Annotated in this window: 19 protein-coding genes; 5 read left to right on the top strand and 14 right to left on the bottom strand. The window is 61.7% G+C overall.

Annotated elements, in window-relative coordinates; genetic code table 11:
• Window positions 1-8: 8 nt before the first annotated feature.
• Complete coding sequence (locus VKV28_05605) at window positions 9-422, bottom strand: VOC family protein (protein HLH76267.1); 414 nt, start codon at window positions 420-422, stop codon at window positions 9-11.
• Window positions 423-678: 256 nt separating this feature from the next.
• On the opposite strand from VKV28_05605, the gene VKV28_05600 reads away from it, so the two are divergent.
• From VKV28_05600 to VKV28_05590, 3 genes are all read left to right on the top strand, one after another.
• Window positions 679-1,461: an IclR family transcriptional regulator gene (locus VKV28_05600; GenBank protein HLH76266.1), complete on the top strand. Its 783-nt coding sequence runs from the start codon at window positions 679-681 to the stop codon at window positions 1,459-1,461.
• Between the two features lie 99 nt (window positions 1,462-1,560).
• A complete protein-coding gene (locus VKV28_05595) occupies window positions 1,561-2,310 on the top strand; it encodes an electron transfer flavoprotein subunit beta/FixA family protein (GenBank protein ID HLH76265.1) in 750 nt (249 codons plus the stop codon).
• Window positions 2,311-2,353: 43 nt separating this feature from the next.
• Window positions 2,354-3,325, top strand: a complete 972-nt coding sequence (locus VKV28_05590) for an electron transfer flavoprotein subunit alpha/FixB family protein (protein ID HLH76264.1) — start codon at window positions 2,354-2,356, stop codon at window positions 3,323-3,325.
• A gap of 28 nt (window positions 3,326-3,353) precedes the next feature.
• On the opposite strand, the gene VKV28_05585 is transcribed toward VKV28_05590, so the two are convergent.
• Window positions 3,354-4,982: a lipase family protein gene (locus tag VKV28_05585; protein HLH76263.1), complete on the bottom strand. Its 1,629-nt coding sequence runs from the start codon at window positions 4,980-4,982 to the stop codon at window positions 3,354-3,356.
• 191 nt (window positions 4,983-5,173) lie between these two features.
• Between VKV28_05585 and VKV28_05580 the strand changes: the two genes are divergently transcribed.
• Window positions 5,174-7,267: a (Fe-S)-binding protein gene (locus VKV28_05580; protein ID HLH76262.1), complete on the top strand. Its 2,094-nt coding sequence runs from the start codon at window positions 5,174-5,176 to the stop codon at window positions 7,265-7,267.
• Between the two features lie 96 nt (window positions 7,268-7,363).
• On the opposite strand, the gene VKV28_05575 is transcribed toward VKV28_05580, so the two are convergent.
• The 12 genes from VKV28_05575 to VKV28_05520 all read right to left on the bottom strand — a co-directional run bounded on the left by VKV28_05575 (window position 7,364) and on the right by VKV28_05520 (window position 22,085).
• Window positions 7,364-7,804 (bottom strand): hypothetical protein, encoded by a 441-nt coding sequence (locus VKV28_05575; GenBank protein HLH76261.1) that lies wholly within the window; start codon window positions 7,802-7,804, stop codon window positions 7,364-7,366.
• 152 nt (window positions 7,805-7,956) lie between these two features.
• The gene (locus tag VKV28_05570) at window positions 7,957-8,607 is read right to left on the bottom strand and encodes a response regulator transcription factor (GenBank protein ID HLH76260.1); all 651 of its coding nucleotides are present in this window, start codon (window positions 8,605-8,607) and stop codon (window positions 7,957-7,959) included.
• Window positions 8,608-8,778: 171 nt separating this feature from the next.
• Window positions 8,779-10,197 (bottom strand): ammonium transporter, encoded by a 1,419-nt coding sequence (gene amt / locus VKV28_05565; protein ID HLH76259.1) that lies wholly within the window; start codon window positions 10,195-10,197, stop codon window positions 8,779-8,781.
• Window positions 10,194-11,210, bottom strand: a complete 1,017-nt coding sequence (locus VKV28_05560; protein HLH76258.1) for a serine/threonine-protein kinase — start codon at window positions 11,208-11,210, stop codon at window positions 10,194-10,196. Before VKV28_05560 ends, amt begins: the two co-directional genes overlap by 4 nt.
• 54 nt (window positions 11,211-11,264) lie before the next feature.
• On the bottom strand, window positions 11,265-12,101 hold the full coding sequence (locus VKV28_05555) for a protein phosphatase 2C domain-containing protein (GenBank protein HLH76257.1): 837 nt from the start codon (window positions 12,099-12,101) through the stop codon (window positions 11,265-11,267).
• 67 nt (window positions 12,102-12,168) lie between these two features.
• Window positions 12,169-13,827 carry an APC family permease gene (locus VKV28_05550; GenBank protein ID HLH76256.1) on the bottom strand — a complete coding sequence of 553 codons (1,659 nt, stop codon included), beginning with the start codon at window positions 13,825-13,827 and terminating at the stop codon, window positions 12,169-12,171.
• 456 nt (window positions 13,828-14,283) lie between these two features.
• A complete protein-coding gene (locus tag VKV28_05545) occupies window positions 14,284-14,460 on the bottom strand; it encodes a hypothetical protein (GenBank protein HLH76255.1) in 177 nt (58 codons plus the stop codon).
• 167 nt (window positions 14,461-14,627) lie between these two features.
• Window positions 14,628-16,097: a SagB/ThcOx family dehydrogenase gene (locus tag VKV28_05540; protein ID HLH76254.1), complete on the bottom strand. Its 1,470-nt coding sequence runs from the start codon at window positions 16,095-16,097 to the stop codon at window positions 14,628-14,630.
• A gap of 74 nt (window positions 16,098-16,171) precedes the next feature.
• Complete coding sequence (locus tag VKV28_05535; protein HLH76253.1) at window positions 16,172-18,379, bottom strand: NAD(P)-binding domain-containing protein; 2,208 nt, start codon at window positions 18,377-18,379, stop codon at window positions 16,172-16,174.
• Window positions 18,380-18,387: 8 nt separating this feature from the next.
• Window positions 18,388-19,275, bottom strand: a complete 888-nt coding sequence (locus tag VKV28_05530; protein HLH76252.1) for a hypothetical protein — start codon at window positions 19,273-19,275, stop codon at window positions 18,388-18,390.
• Between the two features lie 9 nt (window positions 19,276-19,284).
• Entirely contained in the window at window positions 19,285-20,847 is a 1,563-nt protein-coding gene (locus VKV28_05525; GenBank protein HLH76251.1) for a cyclic nucleotide-binding domain-containing protein, read from the bottom strand.
• 44 nt (window positions 20,848-20,891) lie between these two features.
• Window positions 20,892-22,085 carry an LLM class flavin-dependent oxidoreductase gene (locus tag VKV28_05520; GenBank protein ID HLH76250.1) on the bottom strand — a complete coding sequence of 398 codons (1,194 nt, stop codon included), beginning with the start codon at window positions 22,083-22,085 and terminating at the stop codon, window positions 20,892-20,894.
• Between the two features lie 210 nt (window positions 22,086-22,295).
• Between VKV28_05520 and VKV28_05515 the strand changes: the two genes are divergently transcribed.
• Complete coding sequence (locus VKV28_05515; GenBank protein HLH76249.1) at window positions 22,296-24,047, top strand: chloride channel protein; 1,752 nt, start codon at window positions 22,296-22,298, stop codon at window positions 24,045-24,047.
• Window positions 24,048-24,049 lie beyond the last annotated feature (2 nt).

Here is a 24,049-nt window from a genome sequence, read left to right as displayed (position 1 = left end):
AAGCTGGCTCAGCGCTCGCTGTGTGGCGTGCCACCAGGCGCCGATTTGAGGCTTGGATCGTACAACACCTGAATCACCACGCCATCGGGATCGCGCAGGTAGAACGAGGAGGTTCCGTCACGATGGTGACGTAAAGGATGGACGATCGGAAGTCCCTGGCGCTGGGCCCAGGCAAAATCTTCCTCTAACCGGGCCTGGTCGCTCACGAAAAAACCGATGTGATCCAGCCGCGACTGCGGCGTATCCGCCGTGGTTGGCTCGCGGTGGAGCGCCAGGATGTCGCATCCCGAACTCAAATACGCGTTGTCAGGGTCGGGCTGCCAAGTCACATGCATGCCGAAGTTTTCGCAATAAAATCGTTTGGCGCGCGCCAGGTCTGCGACTCGCAGCGCGACATGGCGCAACCCCAGGGTCTCAATCATGTTACACGCTCCGCGCGGCGATGCCGCTTGTATCTGCCCGAGGACAACTATTTTTTACCCAGGCGGGACCATGCATGCCAGCCATGCTCCCTCTACCCGAGGTAAAAAGATCCCGCCCACGGTAGCACGTCCGCGTTGACAGGGCATCCCGCTCGCCATAGAATAAAACAGTATCCCAAAATTGAACTGGCGGGTCTTGAGTGGTGCTGCCGTGGGGGATTCGTGCCCTAATGGAACAAGATAGAGAGAACGTCCGATGATGCGCCGAGATAAAACCAATTATGTCATCCAGTCGGTGGCTCATTCCCTGGACGTCTTGGAACAATTCTCCAACGAAGTCGACGAGCTGGGGGTAACCGAGCTATCCAAACGACTCAAGTTGCATAAAAACAACGTCTTCAGGTTGTTGGCGACCTTGGAGGCGCGCGGCTATATCGAGCAGAACAAGGCCACGGAGAATTATCGCTTGGGCATCCGTTGTCTGAACCTCGGTCGCTGGTACATCGACCATATGGGTTTGGTGCGGCAGGCCCGCCCGATCCTGGCAGAGCTTTCTCGAAGATGCCGTGAAAGCGCCTTCATCGGCATCATTCGCCGCGAGGGCGTGGTGCCTTTGGAGGCGGCCGAGCCCGAGGACCGCCATGTCAAGATTACTCTGCCCATTGGTCAGTGTCTGCCCCTGTATTGCACTGCTGCGGGCAAGGTTTACCTGGCCTTTGCTCCCGAGGACGAGCTGACCACCACGATACCGGCGCAATTGCCCAGCCACACCACGCGCACGCTTCATGACCGCCAGACGTTGGTTGAACAGCTTCGGGCTATGGCCGCCGAAGGTTATGCCGTCGATCGTGGAGAGTACCTGGAAGACGTCTGTTCGGTCGCGGTTCCGATCCGGGATTACACCCGCTCGGTGGTGGGTTCGCTGGCAGTGGCTGGTCCCGCTTACCGTTTGTCCGAGGAGCGTATAATCGCCGAGATCGTGCCGGCGATTATGGACGCGGGCAGTGATCTGTCCCAACGGCTAGGCTACAAGGAGTGAGCGCGGGCGCGGTAGGCAACGTTGCAAGCGCCCGCTTTCGTGAGAGGTGCGCGCCAGCTAAGTTAATTGGCCATTAACAAGGGCCGAAAGGGTGAAACGGTGAAAATCCTGGTGCCGCTCAAGCGGGTCCCCGATCCCGCCACGACCATTAGCGTGCGCCCCGACGGCTCGGGGATCGTCACCGAAAACATCAAGTGGGTGGTCAATCCGTTTGACGAAATCGCGATCGAAGAAGGGCTGCGAATCAAGGAGCGCCTGGGCCAGGGCGAAGTGCTCCTGCTGGCGATCGGAACCAGCGCCTGGCAGGAACAACTGCGCACCGGCCTGGCGATGGGCGCGGACCGCGCCAAGCTCATCCTGAGCGACCAGGATCTGGACTCGCTCGCCATCGCTCGGCTGATCGCGGCCGTAGTTAAGCAAGAGCATCCCGACCTCGTCATTGTCGGCAAACAAGCCATTGACGACGACGCCAACCAGACCGGTCAGATGTTGGCCGAAATGCTGGGGTGGCCGCAGGCCACTTTTGCATCCAAGGTCGAATTGGAGGATGGGCGCTGCACGGTCACGCGCGAAGTCGATGGCGGCCTGGAGCAAGTCGGCTTCTCCCTGCCGGGCGTGATTACCACCGACCTGCGACTCAATACGCCGCGCTATGCGTCGTTGCCAGGAATCATGAAAGCCCGGCGCAAGGAGTTACAGGAGGTCGCGGCGAGTACTTTGGGCGTCGATCTCACCCCGCGGCTGCGGATTAAACGTCTGAGCGCTCCACCCAAACGCCAAGCCGGGCGCAAACTAGAATCGGTTCAGGAAATGGTCAGGCTACTGCACGGCGAAGCTAAGCTTATCTGATTTAGACGCTTTTAATCCATCTTTCCCGAAGAAGTACAAGCCCATGGGCAATGTCGTAGTTTTTGCCGAGCATCACCACTGCCAATTTCCCAAATCGACTCTGGTCGCGTTACAGGCCGGAGCGATTTTGGCCGAGCGCATCGGCAGCCAATGCCTGGCCGCGATTTTAGGCGAGGACATCGCCGCCTTGTGTCCCGGGCTGGCACAATACGGGTGCAAGCTGCTGGCGGTGCAACACCCCGCGCTTAAAAATTATCTTGCTGATGCTTATGCCCAAGCCCTGGCCGCTGTTGCCGAGCAGGTCGACGCCGAATATTTGCTGGCGACCGCAACCGCGCGCGGCAAGGATTTGATGCCGCGGCTAGCGGCGCGCCTGAATGCGCCGATGGCCTCCGACATCGTGGCGATCGAAACCGACGGAACGCTGATTCGCCCGATGTATGCCGGCAATGTCCTGGCCGCGATCGAGCTGGAGGGTCCGCGCAAAGTCGTCACCGTGCGCGCGACCGCCTTCGAGCCTGCGCAGCCCGGCGCGACGGCCGCGCCGATCGAAACCGTGGCGGTGGAACTCAAGGCCGAGCAGTTGAAGATGGAGTACATCGGGTTCAACCAAACCAAAAACGACCGCCCTCAACTCACCGAGGCCAGGATCGTCGTGTCGGGCGGACGCGGGTTGCGCTCGGGCGAGAATTTCAAGCTAGTGTTGGAGCCGCTGGTCGACGTGCTGGGCGCCGCGATGGGGGCCAGCCGCGCAGCGGTGGACGCCGGTTTCGTGCCCAACGATCTACAGGTCGGACAGACCGGTAAAGTGGTGGCACCCGACCTCTATCTGGCGGTGGGTATCTCGGGCGCTATTCAGCACTTAGCCGGGATGAAGGATTCCAAGGTGATTGCCGCGATCAACAAGGATCCCGAGGCGCCGATCTTCAATGTTGCCGACTATGGCTTGGTCGCCGACCTTTTTGCCGCGGTCCCCGAACTGACTCAAGAAATCGCCAAGCTCAAGAAGGGCTGAGCCGCGGATGGCAGCCCAACCCCGCGCCTTACGGAGCGAGGTTGAATTCGTTCAATATCAGCACGCTCATGAAGGGCAGCTCGGTCAAGTGATCCACTGGTGAGCTGCCCGCGGTGAGCCCTGAGCTCAGGTAGTCCACGCCCAAGCCACTGGCCACCAGAAAGTTGTTGTTGTTCACCAGCTCTTCCTGGTAAGGGCCCTGGGGGTTCTGCTGAGTGAAGTAGGTGAAGGCGGTGTCGGAATTCTTGCGCGTTACCACCGAGTCTTGCTCCAGCGAGGCCAGGGTAATCGGCGTCGTGGGCGTAAATTGGTAGGTATTGGCGCTGGTCAGTTGCCGGTAGAGTGGATTACCGGGATCTTGGTTTTGCAGGGCCGTCGCGTAAGCCTGGGTCAACAGCGGCGTGATCGCATTGTTGCTCGTGCTCCAGCCTGTGGTGGTTGCCAGAGCGTAGCTGAGCAGGGCCACCTGCTGATTGTAGCCGGCACTTTGCGGCGCGGTGAAATAAAGCCCGGTGAGGTTGTTGCTGGCGCCGCAAGTGCTGCTGCTGGCAGGACAATTGTAAGAGTCAGGGGCTAAAATCGCGGCCGGTGAAATGCCCGAATAGGCGGCGAAGCTCAACACGAGATAAGCACTGAGATAGGGCTTGCTCAGCGCCGAAATCGTGGGATTGAGCGAGTACCAATTGTTGTTGGTTGCGCTGATGTTGTCGAACAGGTAGGGCAGTCCAACCCCCGACAGGTCGAAGAAACCCGACAATGGCACCGTCTTTTTGAGCGTTACGTTCAAGCTCGAAGCATAGAGCGGGTTGCTCTGCATCATATGCTCGGCCTGTAGTGCGTAGGCGCCGCCTTCGGAATAGCCGCTGAGGTAAAAAGGCAGTGTGCCGTCGATATTGAAGGAGTTGGCCAGGTACGCGCGCGCCGCCTTGACCATCGCCAGCCCGCTCTGGGCGTTAGTGCCTGGATAGACTACGTAAGGATGGACATGAGCGGTGTCGTCACCCAAGCCGATATAGTCGGGCATCACCACCACATAACCCTGCGAGGCCCAAGTCGCCGCCAGCATCGTGCCGTCAGTATAACTGCTGGTATTGCTCAGCGGGGTGAAGTTGGAGGGTACGTAAGAGCGATCGACGGTGGTGCCGTGGAAATACAGAATCAGCCCTTTGAGCGAGGCCGGGTTGACATTGGGAACCAGGACCCCGCCGGAAACCTGCAACGCGGTCTGATCGACGTTGATGGCGATATAGTCAAGCTTTGCCGCCGTCACCGTGGCGATTCCCAGCGGGTTTTTGCCGATCGGATTGGCTGCCAGGTTGAAGTTGCCAAACTGTGCGGTATTTAGATTGGTTTCGTTGGTCGTGCAATCCTGCGCACTCAGACCCCCGCAAACTACCCCGCTGTAAAAGCTGTCTAGACCAGTAGTGGTGCCGGCGCTGAGAGTGGGATAGTCGATCACGGTTTGCGCGCCCAGCAACAAGCCTTCGTTCTTGCTGGCGTTAAAGGGGGCGGGCGGTGCTGGTGTAGGCGTTGGTGCCGGCGTCGAGTTGCTGTTGCCGCCGCAGCCACCGCCGGTTAGTGCCAGCAAACAGGCCAGCGGCAACCACCCCAACCCAAGCCAACCCCAATGGTGAATCACGACCGGATCTGATTTCATCGAAAAAACCAACTCTGCATCCGAGCTGATGGAGATTTATACAGATCGAAACCAGCCAGAGCAAATTGTTGAGTAGATAAACGGTATCGGCAGGAAGAGCTTTAAGCCGTCGGCGCTTACCGAGGCCGGGCCAGGCCTCAAGCCATCCCGGAGCTTGCTTGTCTGGGGCCGAGCTTGATAGGGCAATGCAAATGCATCAGGTGACCCGCCAGATTTTATGGAATGTTCCCACCTCCTTTATCGTCGCGATGTACCTGCTGTTGGCCGCGCTGATGGCGGCGTGCGTTTACGCTGGCGCCTATTGGTACCGGCGCATCGCGCTGGGTGCGGCCGGCGCGCCGCGCCGCGACCAGCCGCGCCGGCGGCTGTGGCTGGCATTGCGCGAGGGGGTGGGGCAAGGCGCGGTCGTGCGCGAGTCCTGGGGCTGTATTCATTATGCGATGATCGTTGGCTTCGTGGGCCTGCTCTGCGGCACGACCATCGTCATGATCAACAGCGATGTGCGACTGTTGTTTGAGCGCTTGGGATTCCCCTTTTATTTTTACTACGGTGAGTTCTACCTGGTGTTCAAAGCTTTCATGGACACCTTCTTTCTGATGGTGCTCGGGGCCACGCTGGCCGCCAGCGCGCGCCGGTTTTTGATTCGTCCCCCCCTGCTCGATCAGCCGCGTGCCGATCGCATGCTCGATAATCTGGAAAACCGCTTGGGCTACTGGTATCCGCTCTTGATGCTGGGGCTGGTAACCCTGAGCGGCCTGATGTTGGAAGGGGCACGCATCAACGCCACCCATCCGGGCTTCACAGAATGGGCGTATCTGGGGCGCCGCCTCGGCGCGCTTGAAGGCGCGCTGGACGCGGGCGCGGGCTTTCACCGCGGGCTGTGGCTGACTCACATGCTGCTGGTATATGGTCTGCTGTTCGCCTTCCCTTTCTCCAAGCTGCGCCACTTCGCTTTTGCACCGGTCAATCTTTATTTACGCAATCTAGGACCGCGTGGCCGCTTGGCTCCGATCCTCGACTTCGAGCATGCCGACACCTTTGGGGTCTCGCGCATCGAGCAGTATTCCAAAAAGCAGTTGCTCGACATGGCCTCCTGCTTGGAATGCGGTCGTTGCACAATCAACTGTCCGACCGCCACCACCGGTAAAGCGCTCAATCCCAAGCATCTGGTGATTGCCCAGCGCGAGCACCTTCTGGCAGTCGCGCCCGCGCTACTCAGCAGGGCCACCTCCGCCAGCGCGCCGCGCGCCGATCTGATCACGCAAGTGGCCACCGAGCCGGCGATTTGGGATTGCACCAACTGCGGTTGGTGCGAAGAGGGTTGCCCGGTGGGAATCGAGCACATCCAGCGCATCGTCGATATGCGCCGTCATCTGGTGTTGATGGAAAGTCGCTTCCCCAGTGAAGCCACCGCCGCTTTTCGCGGGATCGAAGTGCAAGGTAATCCCTGGGGGCTGGCCCAGGAGAAGCGCGCTGAGTGGGCGGCCGGCCTGGATGTGACGCAGATGACCGAGGTCAAAGATCCGGCGGCGCTGGAAGTATTGTACTGGGTCGGCTGCGCAGGTTCGTACGATGAGCGCAACCAGCGTGTCTCGCGCGCTTTCGCCCGCCTGATGAAACAAGCGGGGGTACGCTTCGCAATCCTGGGCACTGAGGAGTCATGCACCGGCGATCCGGCGCGTCGCCTGGGTAACGAATATCTATACGCTGCAATGGCTCAGCAAAATCTCGAGACGCTTAATCGCTACCGCCCGGCCCGCATCGTGACCCAGTGCCCCCATTGCTATCACAACCTCAAAAAGGAATATCCCGACTTTGGCTCGGTGGGTTACGAGGTCGTGCACGAGGCCGAGTTCATAGCCGAACTAATCGCGACCCATCGGCTCAAGCCCGCGCGCGCAACCACCGGGCGTGTCACCTACCACGATCCCTGCTTCATGGCTCGCCATGACCGCAAATGGACGGGGGCGCGCGAGGTTTTGGCTTCGCTTCCGGGCAGCGAGCAGGCCGAGATCGAGCAGTCGCGAAATCGTACTTATTGTTGCGGTGCGGGGGGTGGCTGCTTTTGGAAGGAAGAAGCCGGGCCCCATCGCATCAATGCGGCCCGCTTGGAACAACTGCGAGCCGGGCAGTCGGAGACCATCGCCACCGGCTGCCCGTTTTGCATGACCATGCTGACCGATGCGGTCAAAGCGCAGGGCTTGGAGGAAAAACTTCGGGTGCGCGACTTGGTGGAATTGGTCGCCGACGCTAGCGTGCCCGCGCACACGCCTTCCGCTGAATGAGGGCTTCTCGCGCGCGCTCCCCGCAGCGCGCGCGCAGGCCATCGATTGCAGTGGCTCGGCGGCAGTGGCTCAACCGCTTGCGGTCCTCGTCGCGGTTCAGATTTGAGCGGCCGCGCCACCATTGCTCCAGCCCGGGGTGTCGGAATGCTCGCGGAGGGCAGCCTCACGCCGGGGAGACAAGGGTGCGCGCAGGCTACCGCTTTGCCGCCTAACTCGCCGCCGCTCCAAGGCTCGGCGCAAAGCTCCGGCGTCGATGTTGAGGGCCTCGCACAGGGTTTCATAAGCGAATAGGCCGACCTTGTTACGGGCATTGATCCAGCTTTGCGCTTCATAAAACAGCACCCGCTGCTTGCGCGAGCGAGCATTCATGTTCTTGAGGTAACATTCGACCGCGTCCTCAAGCACCGCGAACATCAGCTTGCGTTCCCCCTCCAGCGCGTAGTGGCGTTTGAGCATTTCATAAAACTGCGCGGGCAGCAGGGTGTCGGGTTCAAACCTACCGGGCAACGATTCTTCGAGGCGATCGATAATCTCCATCTCTTCCTCCCGCTCCGACCCTCGCGGGCCGGTTCACTTAGGCGATCCACGCTAGCCCCAAGAGGCTTCGCGACGAACACCAAGCGGCTAGGATTTTGCGGAGAAAAAACGAGTAACCAAGCGTATCCGAAAGCAAGTACGATGGTGCGCGATCAACGACGGGGTGGCGCCGCTACCGGCAGCACGCCCGAGCGGATCGCGTACAGAGTCAAGCTGGCGGCGTTGTGTACATCAAGCTTGCGCATGATGCGGCGGCGATGAGTCTCCACCGTGCTGGGCGCCAGATGCAGTTCGTTGGCCAGCTCCTTGGTGGTCTTGCCGCGCGCGATGCCGTGCAGTACCTGGCGCTCGCGGGGAGTGAGCGGATCGGGTTGTCGCGCGCTCGGATCGCGATAGCCGGCGGCCAACATCGAGGCGATGCGTGGGCTGAAAAAGCTTTCTCCCGCCGCCACTTCATGCACGCCGCGCACCAGGTCTTCCTCGATCGCGTCCTTGAGCAGATAACCCGAAGCGCCCGCCTCCAGCGCGCGCCGTACGAATTCCGCCTCGGTATGGATGCTGAGCATCAAGATGCGGGTGCGCGGCGACAACCGGCGCACTTCGCGTGCCACTTCCACTCCACTGGCATCGGGTAGAGCCACGTCGATAATGGCGACGTCAGGCTGGGTGGCCTGAATCGCGGCGAGAGCTTCGGCTCCGGTACCGGCCTCGCCCGCGACCTCAATCTCATGGCTGTGCAAGATGTGGCCGAGGCCCTGCCGAATCAGGGTATGGTCATCGACCAATACGACTCGAATCGCCATCGCTTCCTTAATGCGCAATCCGCCGGCGCGTGAAAGAATCGCAGCCGCTAAGACCTTGCGCGAAACTTCCGCCCGGTCTCAAGTGCAGGCCAGTTAAAGTCGCTCAAGCTGCTATCGGTGCTGGCACCATACCATTGTTGGTGAGCGAGCCCAAACGCTCGGCGTGAGCGTTTAATTTTTTGGATAAGCCTCGCTGCCCATCTCTAACGCGTCTAATCCCGACCATTCCACTTCCGCCGCGACCCGGTTGCCGATGGTGCGTTCGATAATCGAAAAAAACAGCAGGGCTAACGGGAATATGACCAGCGCATTGGTCGCTACCCCGATCCCTTGCGCCAGTAACTGACCGCTATCGCCAAACAGCAGGCCGCGTACCGGCCCGGCTACCCCGTTCCAACCGACGCCGTACGTACCGTCGGCGAACAGCCCCAGGGCAAGCGCGCCCCACAACCCGCAGCCGCCATGCACCGCGATCGCGCCCACCGGATCATCGACCCCCAGATGCAACTCCAGCACCACCACCGTGCCCACCACGACCAAGCCCGCAATCAAGCCCACCAGCAGCGCGGCCGGAGGCGAGACGAAAGCACAGGGCGCGGTAATCGCAACCAGGCCGCCCAGCAGCCCGTTGCAGGCCAGTGCGACATCGGGCTTGTGGAAGCGATGCCAGGCAAACAACAACGCCGCCAGCGCACCGGCGGCGCTGGCCAGTAGCGTGTTGACCGCGATCAGCGCGATGCGGGGGTCGCTGGCGGCCAGGGTTGAGCCGCAATTGAAGCCGAACCAGCCGAAGGCCAGGATCAGGGTGCCCGCTAACGCCATGGGCAGGTTATGCCCGGGCATTGCTCCTACCACCCGATCGCGTTTGAAGCGCCCAATGCGCGGGCCCAAGACCAAGGTTCCGGCCAACGCAGTCACTCCGCCCGTGAGGTGGACCACGGCCGAACCAGCGAAATCCACTTGCCCGTGACCCAGGCCAAAATTGGCGCCCAACTGGGCCAGCCAGCCGCCGCCCCACACCCAGTTGCCATAAAGCGGGTAGAGAAACATCGACATGAACAGGCCATAGATGGCAAAGGCGGAAAACTTCCAGCGCTCCGCCATCGCTCCGGTTGGTATGGTGGCGGCGGTGTCCATGAAGACCGCCGTGAACAGAAACATCGCCAAGACGCCGGGGTCGCCCGCTACCCCCATCAGGGCAAACTTGCTCAGCCCCAGCAGCCCGAAGGGATGAGCAAACAGGTGCAAGGTAAGCTCGCGATGGGGCAGGAGGGTGGTTTCCAGCGAAGGGAACCGGCTCACACCGCCCATCAGCAGCGCATAGCCGGTGAAGAAGAAGCCGATGATCCCGATTGGATAAATGATCAGGTTCATGGCCATGGTATGAAGCGCGTTCTTGGCCCGCGTGAAGCCGGTCTCCAGCATCGCAAAGCCGACCTGCATGAACATCACCAGGAAGCCGGCGAGCAGCACCCAGGCCATATTCAAGTCCAGCGCTGGATTGGCCGCGCCAGAGGCGGCGTGCGCGGGCGCCGCCCAGACCAGCAGTGCGGCGGTTAATCCCAACCTACGGCCAGTCCACGCGCTCATCGGGTTTGTCCTCGATAGGAACTCTGGGGATGGATTGGGGCGGCCGGATAGCGTCGTGCGAGCCACACTAGCAAGCCCAGGATGGCGGCTAAGGAAGCAAAAAACAGGGTGGTCATAAGATAGCTCTTGAGGCGGCGCCAATCGGCGCGCGGATGCAGTTGGGTGGCCCTGCCGGTGACGCGGACATGCTCGGGCCGTTCCAGCTCGGCCAGCATTTGGGCGGCGTCAGAATAACGATTGCGGGGCAGCCGCTCGATTGCATGCAAAACGATCTCTTCCAGCTTGGGATCCAGCTCGGGGTTCCAATGGCTGGGTGGCTGCGGATCCTCGCCGCTCTTGGCTTTCATCACCGCGTATACATTGGGGCCACTGTAGGGCAGGTGCCCCGTCAGCATCTCATAAAGGATCGTACCCAAGGCGTAGATGTCGGTGCGGGCGTCGCCACGCCGTCCGCTGATTTGCTCGGGCGCCATGTAATCAGGCGTGCCGATCGTGCTGGATAGGCCGGCCCAGGTCAGGCGGCGCGCGCTTTCGTCCAAAGCGATGCCGAAGTCCATGATCTTGATCTGTCCCTGCTCGTTAATAAGCAGGTTTTCAGGCTTCAGATCACGATGCACCACGCCCTGGCTATGCATGTAGACGAGCGCGCTGCCCAACTGGCGGGCATAGTCCAAGGCCTGCTCATTTACCAGCGGCCGTCCGCCTCGTAACAGCGCGCGCAGGGCCTGTCCCTCGATGTACTCCATCGCGATGTACATCCGGCTTTTGCGCCTGGGGGTGAAGACTCGGATGATGTTGGGATGACGCAAGCGCTGGCCGATCGCTTCCTCGCGGCGGAAGCGCTCATAGAAGACCACGTCGGATTCGAACTGGGGATAGGGGACTTTGAGCGCGACTATCTGGCCACTGTCCTCATCGATCGCCTTGAGGATCGACGCCATCCCGCTGCGGGCGATTAGCTCGATGACCCGATATTGGTCCAGCTGCTGACCAACGCTGACCTCGCGCACCACTGGTCGGCCTAATCCTCAACCCGCGCGCACGCTACCATCGGCTCGCCGCCGCGGTCAACCACGTCGCTCCCACAGCCCTCGCACTCGCGCCCAAAAGCCCGCCGGGGCTGGGCTGGAGCAACCCTGATGGACTGCCATCACGGCGGCGGTGACGTTGTCTGCCGCACCGCGCAGATTGGCCTCCTCGATTAGGCGCCGACAGGCCATTAGCGGCGGCTGGTCGTGGATGAGCTGCATCAAGTCGCGCTCGGCCAGAGTGCCGTGCACACCGTCGCTGCACAGCAGCACCTGGTCGCCACGGACCAGCGGGATTGTCAGCCGATCGATGGAGACAATCAACTCGTGTCCCAGGCATCGGCTGAGCGCGTTGCGCTCGGGATGCATCCGTGCCTCCTGCGCGCTCATCAGTCCGAGGCGCACGCGTTCGCCGATCATGGTGTGGTCTTTGGTCAGCTGGCGAATTTTGCCGGCGCGAACCAGGTACAGCCGGCAGTCGCCGACGTGGGCCGCGTAGAGCATGCCTTCGCAGAGTACCGCGGCGGTCACGGTGGTGGCCATGCGGCCCAGTTCGGGCACGGTCAGGCGACGGTTGTAGATTTCGATGTTGGCGCGTTGCACCGCGCGCAGCAGACGTTTGGCCACCGCCACCTGGGGATCGCCGTCGCGATAGGCCGCGATGCTGATTTCCACCGCCATCTGGCTGGCGATTTCGCCGCCTTCATAGCCACCCACTCCGTCTGCCACTACCATCAGACACTCGTCCGGCCCCGCCTGCCACACCCCGCAGGCATCTTCATTATTAGGCCTATCAGTGCCGATATCGGTAAGTGCAGCCAGCTCGAAGTGGGCCGCGCCTGCTTGCGGGTTCAGCGCTGTTTCCTCCCTGCCCACGGGCGAGCGAGGCGGACCGCCTCAAGCGCGGTCCACCCCGCCCGGTTGAAAGGCAGTCATGCCGGACCTAGGCGGTTCTCGCCATCACCAAGGTCGAGCGCCCCTTCTTCTTGGAATTACGCAGGAAATAGAAGGCGCCATAGATACCCCAGATGACCGCGATCGCTACCGCCATCAAGGGCTCCTTGACGCTTCCCAACCCCTCGATCGGTCCGATGATGTAGAAGGCCATGCAGGCAAAGTTGGCTAACGCGCCGAAGATCGGAATGACCATGTGTTTGAGCCCGTTGAATTCGTGATGCTCGCGGAAGGCGACGATACAGATTATGTTGGTTAGGCCGTACAGGACGAAGGTGCCAAAGTTGGAAACCAAAGTGACCAGGGCCAAACCGTTAGGTAGTGCCGAGAGGTAAGCGTTGGAGCTCATCCCAATCGCGTACCACAGGTTATGGGGCAGGGTCGCGATGGTCTTGTCGTCGGGCGCTGAGCCACCGGCGAAGTAATACAGCGCGGCGTAGGCGCCCAGCACTGCCGAGATGGTGGCCAAAGTCCAGATCGCGCGATGCGGGGTAAGATTTTCACCGTGCAGCAGGCCAAAGTGTTCCGGCACTTCTTCGTCTCGACCCATCGCGTAGGTCACGCGGGCACCGGTGTTGATGCAGCTCAAAGTCGTGCCGATCAAGGCCAGGAACACGGTGATCGCCTCGATGAACATGAAGGCCTGACCATGGCCGCCCAGCAATGTGTTGCCGATAATCGTCATCATGTCGCCAATCGGCGCTGCCGAACCCTTGGCGTCGTTGAGACTGTAAAGGCTGTTCATGAAATAGTTGGCGGCAAAGTACTCGATTAAGTAGCAAAACAACCCCTGTATAGTGAGCGAAAGTAATACACCGCGCGGAATGTCCCGCTTGGGGTTGATCGCTTCTTCGCCCAGCGAGGTTACCGATTCAAAACCGACCAGCAAAAAGATAGCGATCGTCGCCTGCAGCATCACCCAGTTGAAGCTGTGCGGAGCGATGACGGAAAAGGCGCTGGGATGGGCCGGGGCGCTGCCGCTGAAGGCATAATGCAGCACTTTGCTAGTGCCATCCAACGCCATCCCGGTCGAGCCGTCGGGATGGCCGACCCGGTAGGCGATCGCCAAGGCCGAGAAGATCAGCAGGGCGGTGATTTGAATGGCGTTAATCGCGATCGCCACATTGGTCGAGCCCGAAACTCCGCGATAGGCGATATAGGCGACCGCATAGGCGAAGATGATCGCGATGAGCGCCATGAACACTGGGCCCGGAATCGCCGCGTTGATCGAACTGGGGATAACATTGCCAACGATATAGCCGGCCATGATCCCCATCGTCGCCACCATCGCGCCCGGATAGACCCAATAGTACAGATGTGAGGCCCAGCCGATGACGAATTTGGCGATGCGCGCGAACTTATAGGCCCGAGTCTGGTTGAGGAATGCTTGTTCGGCGAACAGATAGGAACTGCCCGCGCCGGGGTAGAGCTTGGCCAACTCCGAGTAGGAGATCGCCGTTGCGTACGCCAGCAGCAGAGCCGCGAAGATTCCGGCCCACATCGCCATTCCCGAGGGAAAGGAATAACCCGCCTGGACCACGAACGTGATCCACAGGAAGGCCCCCGGTGCGATCAAAGCCATGGCGTTGACCGTGACTCCGGTTAACCCCAGCGTGGGTACCATCTTAGCTTCGGACTTTTCGGCCATCCCTAACCTCCCTATTGGCACGCCCTGTCAGGCGGCGGCATCAGGAAGGCATTGGCAAGAAGGATGCCCAATATTGCAGCTTGCAATGTCAAGCGTGCGCCCCGACACGCTGCCTAAGCTGCAAGCACAAGCCTGTGGGATAGTCACTCAGCCCAACCAGAAAAGAGCTGGAGCTTTGCGATAGTAGGACCCCGGGCAGGGCGCTGAAAGAGCCTCCGCAGCCTGCATTCCCCCTCTTAATTAACGTAACCAGAGACAGAGAAGCGGTTACGCCGCAAGCTGCCAACGCTGGCCTGGTACATAACGACCTCTGGGGGCTGTTTGAGCCCGCCGCTATCGACGAATTTGTGGATTGGGGGTTAACGCGCGAATGACGCGGCTCACAGAGATGTGAGTTGCCCGGTATCGGTGATCACAAACGCTCGGGGGCGGTCACCCTGCGCCTGGACCGAGGCGCTATCGCCGCTTATTGATGATCAAACGCAGGTTGCGCCGATCAGTCGAACGGCGTGGTGCGGCCGGCCGCTTGGGTGCGTTGTTTCCTCGCCCGTGGCTGCTACCGCGCCGCCAGCGCGAGTAAAGCTGGCCGCCGATTAACAGCAGGACCAAGACCACGGTGGTTTCCAGTCCCATGACCACCTCCCGCGCGCGCATCGGAACTAGCGGCGGAGGATTGACCGTTTGTGTTGTTGTCGGGGTTGCCGCGCTTGCCGCCGGGTTTGCTGACGATGCTACTAATCCGCTGCGTGCCACATCACTAACCGAAACCGAGGGGCCCGGCGACGGTGGCGCTGCTTCACTCACGCCGGTACTCCTATTGCTAACATCAACAAGGCTATTTTGCTTGCTGCATGCGGACTTAGGAAGGCGGTGGTGTCGTCATCGTAAAACGTCAAACCGCTGGCGCCGCGCCCCAGGCTGTAGGCGGCCAGATAGGCTCGTCCTGCCGCGATGCCAGCTTCGAGTTGCGCCGCACGGTAGCCGCGGTCGCCCAGTTCGGCGATTTTCTCCCAAGACCCCATCCAGATCAGTAACGCCGCGGCGTCACCACCTAAAGCCTGCTCCAGGCATAAATAGCGCGCTTGCTGACGAAAATTACCAGCTTTAAGCAATTCGAGCTTGCCGCTTGAGCCGTCGTAATGATAGCTCCCTGGCTCGATCCCATCGATAGCATTGACGATCAGGTAGCTGGAACTCAATGGCGGAAAATCACTGCCGAGATGAACTGCGCTGGCCGCCAAAATCGCCTGCAATTCGGCCAGCGGCAGTCCCGCGGGCGAGAACACGCGGGTCGAGCCACGCGCCGCAAGCGTGGCGCCCAACCCTAGATTGGGCAGATTCGAGGAAGGCAGCGCTGGTGCTGGCGTGGGACGGTAGTGCGCGGCAAGCGCGGCTACCTCGTCATAGGTCAGCAACTTCGACGCCTTATGCATCGCCACCAGTTCGGGGTATTGAACCTCTTGCAGCGACAAGGGCACGGTTTCCAGCGCCAGCGGCCCCAAGTCCGGGGAGGGTGGGGCCACTGGGCCCACCCCCAGCCCAATCAATGCAAGCACTCCTTCACGCTCGCCATCCACCCCAAGCAGCAGCTCCAGCTCGCGATCGACAAAATTGACCAGGAGTTGGACCCGAACCTGCTCGGCGGTGGCCGCGGCCTGCAAGTTAGCGATTATCGTGCCGGCATCCCAGTAACAATAGCGATAGGCGCGCGCGCGATACTTCCAGGTGCTGCGCCAGAACATCGCGCTCAAGATGATTATTGCTTCAGCCTGCGCCAATCCGGGATGCATTGCGGCCGCGCGCGCGATGGCTTCGCGCCAGTCGCCTCGGCGCAGCCCGCGCAGGGTGAGATCGGCGGGGGCGAAATGGTAAAGACCCGGTTCCAACTCTTCTTTTAAAGCGCTGCCGCTGGCCAGATAAAGCTCAATTGGGTAAAGCGCCCCGGCGGAAGCCGCGGCGCGAAAATGATAGACCTCCATCCCCACCCGGCGATGGTGGGTGAGGCCGGCGGCACAATAAAGGACCCGGGTCAGCCCGGCCAGGCTCAGATGGCGACCCGGTTCAATTTCGCCCTGTGCTAGGGTCGCCAGGGTTGGCCGGGTGGAGAGATGCAAGTCACGCGGCAGGGCCAGCCCTGACTGAGGATAAATTTTGAAAGGGAAGGGCTTGTTATCCCAGTCCAAGATATGCCCATCACTGCGTACGCTAGTGTACGAATGCGCGGTCAGTTCATGATAGGCGCGCGCGGCGGCCGTCCGATCGGATGCCATTTCATTCCTCGCCTTCCTAGCATAGCACCAGCGCCGGCCGCTGTGTTGGCCGCGGGTTCAGATAGGTCACGCCATCAGCGGCCGCGCGGGGCCAGCTTGATGCCAATGGCGCGGAAGAAGCTGATGGGCAATTCGGCTCCGAGCATGGCGAAAATCACGTCATTTTTGAGGCTTATCGGCTCCGCGCGGCCTGTCCCCGTTCGCTCCATTACCGCTCGGCCGCTTTCGATAGCCACCAAAACAGTGCCGGGATAAAGCGCTATGCGCCCACTGGCGCGCAGCGCGGCTATCCGCTCGGCATTGAATGGAGTGACGTTGCTCAAGGCCGGCGAGCGGAAGGAGTAGCTCACCGTGTTGCCCAGTTTGGGGTCGGCGAGCGCTTGCGCCACTTCCGCTCCGCCGTTGCCGCCGCCCACCACCAGAATATGCTGTTGGGTAAACTCGGCAGGCTCGATTAGATTGTAGTGCACGCGCCCGGCGACCTCTTCGCCCGGGAGGTTGAGGCGGCGCGGATTGCCGCGCACACCGATTGCCAGAACCACAAAGCGCGCCTGATAAGTGTTGCCGCGGCGCGTGCGCAGGCGGAAAAAATCTGGCTCGGTGCGCACTTCTACCACTTCCTCGCGTTCGTTGATCACCAGCCCCATCTGCCGGATGATCTTTTCCCATTCCAGGATCAGCTGCTCGCGCGAATTATCCCCTTCTAGGAAAAAGGAGCCGTATTCTTCCACCTCGATCGGGGTGGCCTGCACGAATTTGGCTCGCGGATATGAGCGCAAGGTCGCCGCTGGGGTGAGCTTCTCCAGATTCAAATATTTCAACCCCATGCTCTTGGCGGTGGCAGTGGCGGCCAGGCCTGAGGGGCCGCAGCCGACGATTACTACGTCATACAAGTTGGCCTGGGGAGGCGGATTGAGATGGCGCAGGCGGGTCGCGATCGCTTGCACCACCTGGCGCCCCGAGCGCATCGCTAAGTTGATCGAGGCGGTACCCGCGGCCTCACCTACCACATAGAGATTGGCCAGGTTGGTCTCGAACGTATCATCGAGGACCGGAAACTGATGGCCGCGCTGGGGCGCCACCCCGCTTTTTGCCGCCGCCTCGGGTTGGGGCGGGAGCGTGGCGATGTAACCTGCCAACAGCAGCGCGACCCCGACCCCCGCCACCGCACCCAGCCACCAAGGTTGCAGATGATGGGGATACCAGACCAGCTTGATAAGCGGTGCCCGCGCCATCGCCAGGGTTGGCACATTGATCGTGATGATGGCGCGCGGATGGGCCGGAAAACGCGGCGCCGGCTTGGGAAAATCATGCAGCGGAACCATCCCGTAGACATGAAACAGATGGCATTGGCCGCAAGCCACCACCCGCCGTTGGACCGCCGGCGCGCCCCATGCCACTGCGCTCCACAGGTGATCGGTCTGCGCCCGGGTTGCGCCGGCGGGAAGCGCCTGATGGGCGTGGCAGCTAAAGCACTGACTGACCGTAAGCGCCGCGCTGTCCTCGGGCTCCTTGCTGTTGCCGGTCTGGGTGTGACAACCCTCGCAGGCGGTCTGCAAATGGCCGGCAGAATGGACAAACACGGCATTGAGATGGGCGGGCCTGATGTTGAACGGCAGGGTGGAAGGCGCTACTCCCAAGTTGGCCGGCAAATCCAGGTCGCCTCCCTGCGGCTGTACATGGCACTGCGTGCCTGCGCATCCGCTCCAGCGCAAGCTCATCCGCTCTGCCGCTCCCGGCTGCACCGGCTCGACCAAATGGCAGGAGGTGCAGCTAAAGGGGCGGGCTGGCTGAGACGAGGCCAGCAGGACACGATGCTCGATGTGGCTGAAGGGATTTGCGAACATGTGATCGAAGCTCACTGGCCGGGTCAGGGTGGCAGCGCGATGCTTGTCAACGGCCTGGATGTCGTAGTGCTGATGGCAGAAAGTGCAGGCTGCAGCGGCGGTTGTCTTTACATCCACTGTCGCGCCTTGATGCTCGCTGTGGCAACTGCGGCAACTAAGCTGACTGTCGAACAGCTTCAAGCGGTGGCCCGGGATGAGGCCCGTGGCCTTATCGGTAGGGTCGATTCGGGTATGCTTATTGGTGCTGCGCAGCTTGCCATGGCAGGCGATACAGCCGCGGTTGGTAGGGCCGTGCCAGGGCTCATGGCAACTGCCGCAATCGCTGTCCAACTGCGCGTGATCGGCAAGCAGCGCGCCGGGCTGATAGCTGCGATGAGAAGCCAGTAGCATCGCTGCTAGCACGGTCAGCGCGAAGCCGCTGACTATCCATGACAAGCTGCGTTTCACAAGCCGTTGAAATACAACACGCCGATTACGTGAAAGCCGATCAGAACGAAAGTGGTCAGCGCCAACACAATATGAACGAGCAGCCAGTCGCGGCTCAGCCTCAACTCGAAGCCATTTTGCTCCAGACGCAATTTGCGTTGGGCGATTTCCAGCACTTTGCTATAGACCTGCGCTTCTGCTCCCAGCTCCGAGCCTAATTGGCGCGCACGCCGGTACGCGGGCGGCTGGGCTGGGACACCACGCACGGTCGCCCACAGCATCCGGCCCCAGCCCATGTTGAAATTGAGCAGGGGGCGTACGTTGCGCAGGTAGGCTTGCAATAGGGCCTCGGAATGGCCCAGCACGCTTTCTTCGGCCTCGACATAAAGTTGATGCAGCCCCTTCTCGACATCTTCCAAGCGAACCTCGAAGTCGGGCTGCCGCCGCATCCGGCCAGGCAAAAACTCCTGAATCAGCAGGCCGACGAAGCCGCTCGCCAGCAACAGCACAACCGCGCCCTTCAGCACAAATTCCAGTGGGCTGGCGTGGCCGGACTCCAGATGCCACCACAATGGCAGGGCCGCGCTCACTCCCACGGTCAGATGGCCCAGCCGCCAGGTTTCCAGACGATCGAGCAAATCGATTCGGCGGGCCAGCGCGGCGGGCAAATAAGCAACCACGCGCATGATCCGCAACGATAAACGGATATCGCGCTTGCGCAGACTATAAAGCGCGGCGGCGGCGAACAGCAGTAGGGTGAGCAGGCCACTGCGATAGCTGCCCAGGCGCGCCGCCGCGCTCGGGGTAAGGGCGTGAACGACAACCACCAGTAGCGCGCAACCCAAGGTCCAGCCAGTGACCGAAGCTACCGTTACATGCCGCCGCCCGGCGCTTTGAGTTCTCACGGCGAACAATTAATCGCGGCCGCCCCATGCCTTGCGCACCCGCGCCCCCTCGCGCACTGCTCCGGTGCCCTCGAACAGCTCGGCTGGGTCGATGCGCATCGCGGCGCCGGTGGGACAGTTGTGCACGCACCCCATGAATGGCAGGCCGTCGCACAGGTCGCACTTAATCGGGAAGCTGGCAGGGATGTGCGTGGGTACCGGCGCCTGGGATGGCGCCGGCTTGCGTCCACCCACCGCCGCCAGCATTCGACTCCACAGCCCCGGCTCACTGGCGTCATGAGCGGCCACCGGATAGGGCCGAAAGAACGCCGGGTCCTTCATGGTCTTGGCCTTGAGGCTTTGCGCGTGATCGAAAGTGGGCGTATCGACCATCGCGATGTTGTCATAGGGACAGGCGATCGCGCAGTTGCCGCAGCCAATACATTTTTCATACTCGAAATAGATCTCACCCTCGGGCCGGCGCTGGATGGTGCCGGTGGGGCAACTGTTCATGCATTTAGGATCGTCGCAATGACGGCAGGCGGCGGGAATCAGGTACTTGCCCAGTTGGATGCCATTACGAACCAGACGGCTCTTGCCGTGCAGCGCTTCGCAGGCCCTGACACAATTGTCGCATTCCACGCACAGATCAAGATCCATTACCAGCAGGGCGTCGGACTGGATTACCCCGAGTTGGCCGCTTTTGGCCAGCAGTTCGGAAATTTCCGGGGTCAGGCGCGCCTCCTGCTCGCGCCGGCGCGCGATCACCGCGCGGGCCTGGGCCTCGACCTGGGGAAAGCGCCGGCACAGCTCGAGAAAATCCTCGCGTCCGATTTTGATCAGCTCGCATTTGCCCGCAGTCAGCACGCTGGCCGTACGCGGGCCGTTGTCGAACAAGGCCATCTCACCGAAAAAATCGCCGGCTCGTAGATAAGCGAGCACCCGCTTGCCGCCATCAGGCTGCTCGCGCACCACCTGAACGAAACCGTCGCGCACGATATACAGTGCGTCGGCGGCCTCGCCCTGCAGCAGCAGGGGCAGGCCGCGCAGTTCGTAGCGAGCGATTTCGCAGCGCGGCACCAGGTGGTCGATCGCCTCGGGCGTGACCCCGGCGAACAAGTCCATCTGAGACACCGTGGCGCGCACTGCCCGGTCCCGATAGCGCTGAGCCAGGCGGGCGCGCGCCAGCGCATTAACCTCGACGAATTTCAGGGCATAGCGCGAGATCTCGAACAGCTCGCCGTCCTCGCGGCCGACGATATCCAGGGTGCGGGGCAGGCCGCCCATCGCGCCCAGTTCGCCGAAAAATTCTCCTGCGCCCACGCTGCTGACCAGGATGGGTTGGCGATGGGGTACGGGATCGAGTAGATCGACGACGCCGCCGAGCACGCAGCACAGCGTCAGCTCATACTCACCCTTGCGGCCGATGACTTCGCCCGCCGAGAAGCGGCGCAGGCGCAAGCCCGAATCGGGCTCGGCGGCAGCGCGCAGCAAGGCCGTGCGCTGCTCGGCGCTGAAGTCGGCGAACAGTGGGTGGTTCGCCAGCCGCGCCCACAGCGCCGAATCGGCATCCTCCTGCGGCAGTCCAGACACAGCACCGGACTTAGCCTCAGCTCAGCCGCCCTGTCAACAACACCTTAGAAGACGCCGCCGGAGGCGGCTTTGACCACTGCGATCTCGCCCGCCGGTGCGGCCGCGGGCTTGCGTGCGAGGGCCGCGTCGATAATCGGCGCAAGGTGCGCCTGCCTGGCCGTGGCGGATTCCAGCTCGCGCTGCCTGAACTCGGGCATCACCTGGGTCGCAAACAGTTGCAATGAGCGGCAGATGTCTTCATGGCGGTTGTTACCCGCCTGCGAAACAAATGCCACCTGGTCCACACCCGCAGCTTCATAGGCACGCAGGGTGGCGCCGATTTCCGCCGGAGTGCCGATGCAGGTGAAGCCTGGAGGCGCGGCCGCGGCCATGTTGGCCGCTTGCTTGAACTGCGAATAGATATCGGTGCGACCGGGTTGATGCTGGCCGAAGACGTAGTAATGGCCCAAGGCATAGGCAAAGAAGCGAAACCCCTCGCCGCCTTTCAGCCAGGCCTGGCGCTGGCTTTGAGCGCACATCATCGGCACCACGATCGCGATTTGGGGATTGACCGTATAGCCGATAGGCTCGCATTCCCGCTCCAGGATGCTGTGATATTCGTCCACCCATTGGCGCGCTTCTTGGGGACTGATAAAAGCGAAGCTAAGAGCGCCCAGCCCAAGGCGCGCGGCCCGCTTAATAGTCTCGCGCTCGGAGCAAGCCACCCACAGTGGCGGATGAGGTTTTTGCAGTGGCTTGGGCACCAGGTTGCGCGCCGGCATCCGCAGATAAGCGCCCTGATGACCGCTGAATGGTTCCTCCACCATCAAGCGGCAGGCAACCTCCAGCCCTTCCTGCCACAGCGCGCGCTTGTCTGAGCGCGCCAGGTTGAAGCCCCCCAACTCAATCTCGGAGCTGGACTCGCCGCTGCCGAATTCCACCCGGCCGTGGCTTATCAGGTCGAGCATCGCGATCCGCTCGGCCACTCGCGCGGGATGATTATAGGGCGGCGCCGTCAGCACGACTCCGTGCCCCAGGCGAATGGTACGGGTGCGCTGGCTGCAGGCGGCCAGAAACACCTCGGGCGCCGAGCTGTGCGCGTATTCCTCCAGGAAGTGATGCTCCACGGTCCAGACGTAATCGAAGCCGCATTGGTCGGCCAGAGCGACCTGCGCCAAGGCCTGCTCAAGCAGTTCCAGTTCGCCATTGGTGCTCCATGGTCGAGGGTATTGCAATTCGTAGAACAAGCCGAACTTCATCGCTTCCTCCGCGCGCTGGTAGGGGCCTGGCCCCAAGTCTACGCTTGCCGACGCGAACGCTACTAGCCGCCATATCAAGGATGGCCACGATGCTATCTTTGAAAGCGAGCTTGTCGTAAATCTGCTTTAGCGTCGGCACATCCGGTGCTCACAGCCGCCGTTCGGGCTCACCGTACTCGAAAGTTATCTTTGTGAGGGGAGTTGCCAGGAGTGAGATCATCCCATGATTCCGGCCTCGGGCTGGGCAAGCTGAGAGTAGGAAAGTACCTGGGCCTATTACAACAAGATTTAAATGCGGTCTATTCGCGCGACGTTCTTAAATGGCTGCTGATCGCGCCCATTATCGGAGTCGTTACCGGGATAGTTATCACCGGGGTGGCGGTGGCGATCCTCGACCGCGCCTGGGGCTTTTTTCTGCCCCGCTTCTATGCCCATCACTGGCTCATCATACCGGTGGTGGCCGCGGGCTTCGTGCTCGCGGGTTTGATAATGCAATTTCTCACCGACAATCCCGACCTCCATTCCACCGAGGAGATCATCAGCTCGTACCACGAGCACCAGGGTGACATTAACCCGCGCCCGTTCTGGTTCAAGTTGTTCGCCGCCTTGTTTACCGTAGGCTTCGGGGGCAGCGCGGCGCTGGAAGGGCCGAGCATCTACGGCGGTGGCGCGATCGGCTCCTGGTTGTGGAGCCGGTTGCGTCGGCTGGAGCTGCGGCCCGAGGACCGCCGCACGATGCTGATAAGCGGCGCGGCCGCCGGAATGGCGGCGGTCTTTCGCGCCCCGCTCACCGGGCTGGTCTTCGCCCTGGAGATGCCTTTTCGCGACGATCTCGCGCACGAAGCCTTGCTGCCGGCCTTCATCGCTGCAGTGGTGGCTTACGCGACGTTGGTCGCGGTGCTGGGTTCGCAGCCCCTGTTCTATTTCGTCGGCACCATCCGCTTCGCGGCGATGGATCTGGTGTGGGCGGCGCTGCTGGGACTGGTCTGCGGCCTGCTGGCGATGTGCTTTGCGATCCTTTTCCGCCGCGTGCGCGGCGCGGCGGTGCGCAGCCGGCTGCCCCACACACTCAAGATGCTGGTAGGCGGCCTGGCCACCGGTGCCTGCGGCCTAATCTTCGTGTCGCTCTTCAGCCAGCCGCTCCTTCCGCTGGGGCCCGATTACGAGGTGGTGCGCGAGATGCTTGCCCGTCCCCATAGTTCCACCTGCTTGCTCGGCTTTTTTCTGCTCAAGGCTGCCGCCACTATCTTTACCCTAGGTGTGGGTGGTGTGAGCGCTGCCTTCGTGCCGCTGCTGTTATTAGGTGGCGCAGTGGGCAATATCTTCGGTCAATCCGTGCTCCACGCCACCACGGTCGATCTATTCGCCGCGGTCGGGATGGCCTCCTTCATCGCCGCCGCCTACAAAACTCCGTTGGCGGCGGTGCTGTTCGTGGCCGAAACTACCGGCGGTATCGCCTTTCTTATTCCCAGCCTGATTGGCGCCGCGGTCGCCTACGCGGTATCGGGCGAAGCCTCGGTCTCGGGCGATCAGCGGCTTCATCAGATGCCCCGGCTGAGCGGTCCCACCGGGATCAAAGTCAGTGAGATCATGCAGCCGCACGTCATAGGTGTGGAAGCCAGCAGCACCGTACGCGATTTCGTCGCGCGTATCGGTAGCGCCCAGCGCCATCCGGTTTATCCGGTCTTCGAGCACGGTCGTGCGGTGGCGATGGTCTCCTGGTGGGAGGTTAGTCAGCTACCCCCCGAGCGCTGGGATCAGACCGTGGTAGGCGAGATCGCTCGGCGTGAGATTACCACAATCGATAAAGAAGCGGACTTGGGCGAGGCGGTACGGCTGCTGACTCGGGAGCAGCGCGATCGCCTGCTGCTGGTGCTCGATGCCAACGGCGCGCCGGTGGGCATCCTTACCAACGGCGACGTGCTAAACGCCTTGGAGGCCGGAGGCCGCAACCATCATTGAGC

This window comes from Candidatus Binataceae bacterium (assembly GCA_035294265.1).
Classification (GTDB): Bacteria; Desulfobacterota; Binatia; order Binatales; family Binataceae; genus DATGLK01.
Note: the sequence above shows the minus strand (reverse complement) of the source record. Positions and strands in the feature narration are given on the sequence as shown.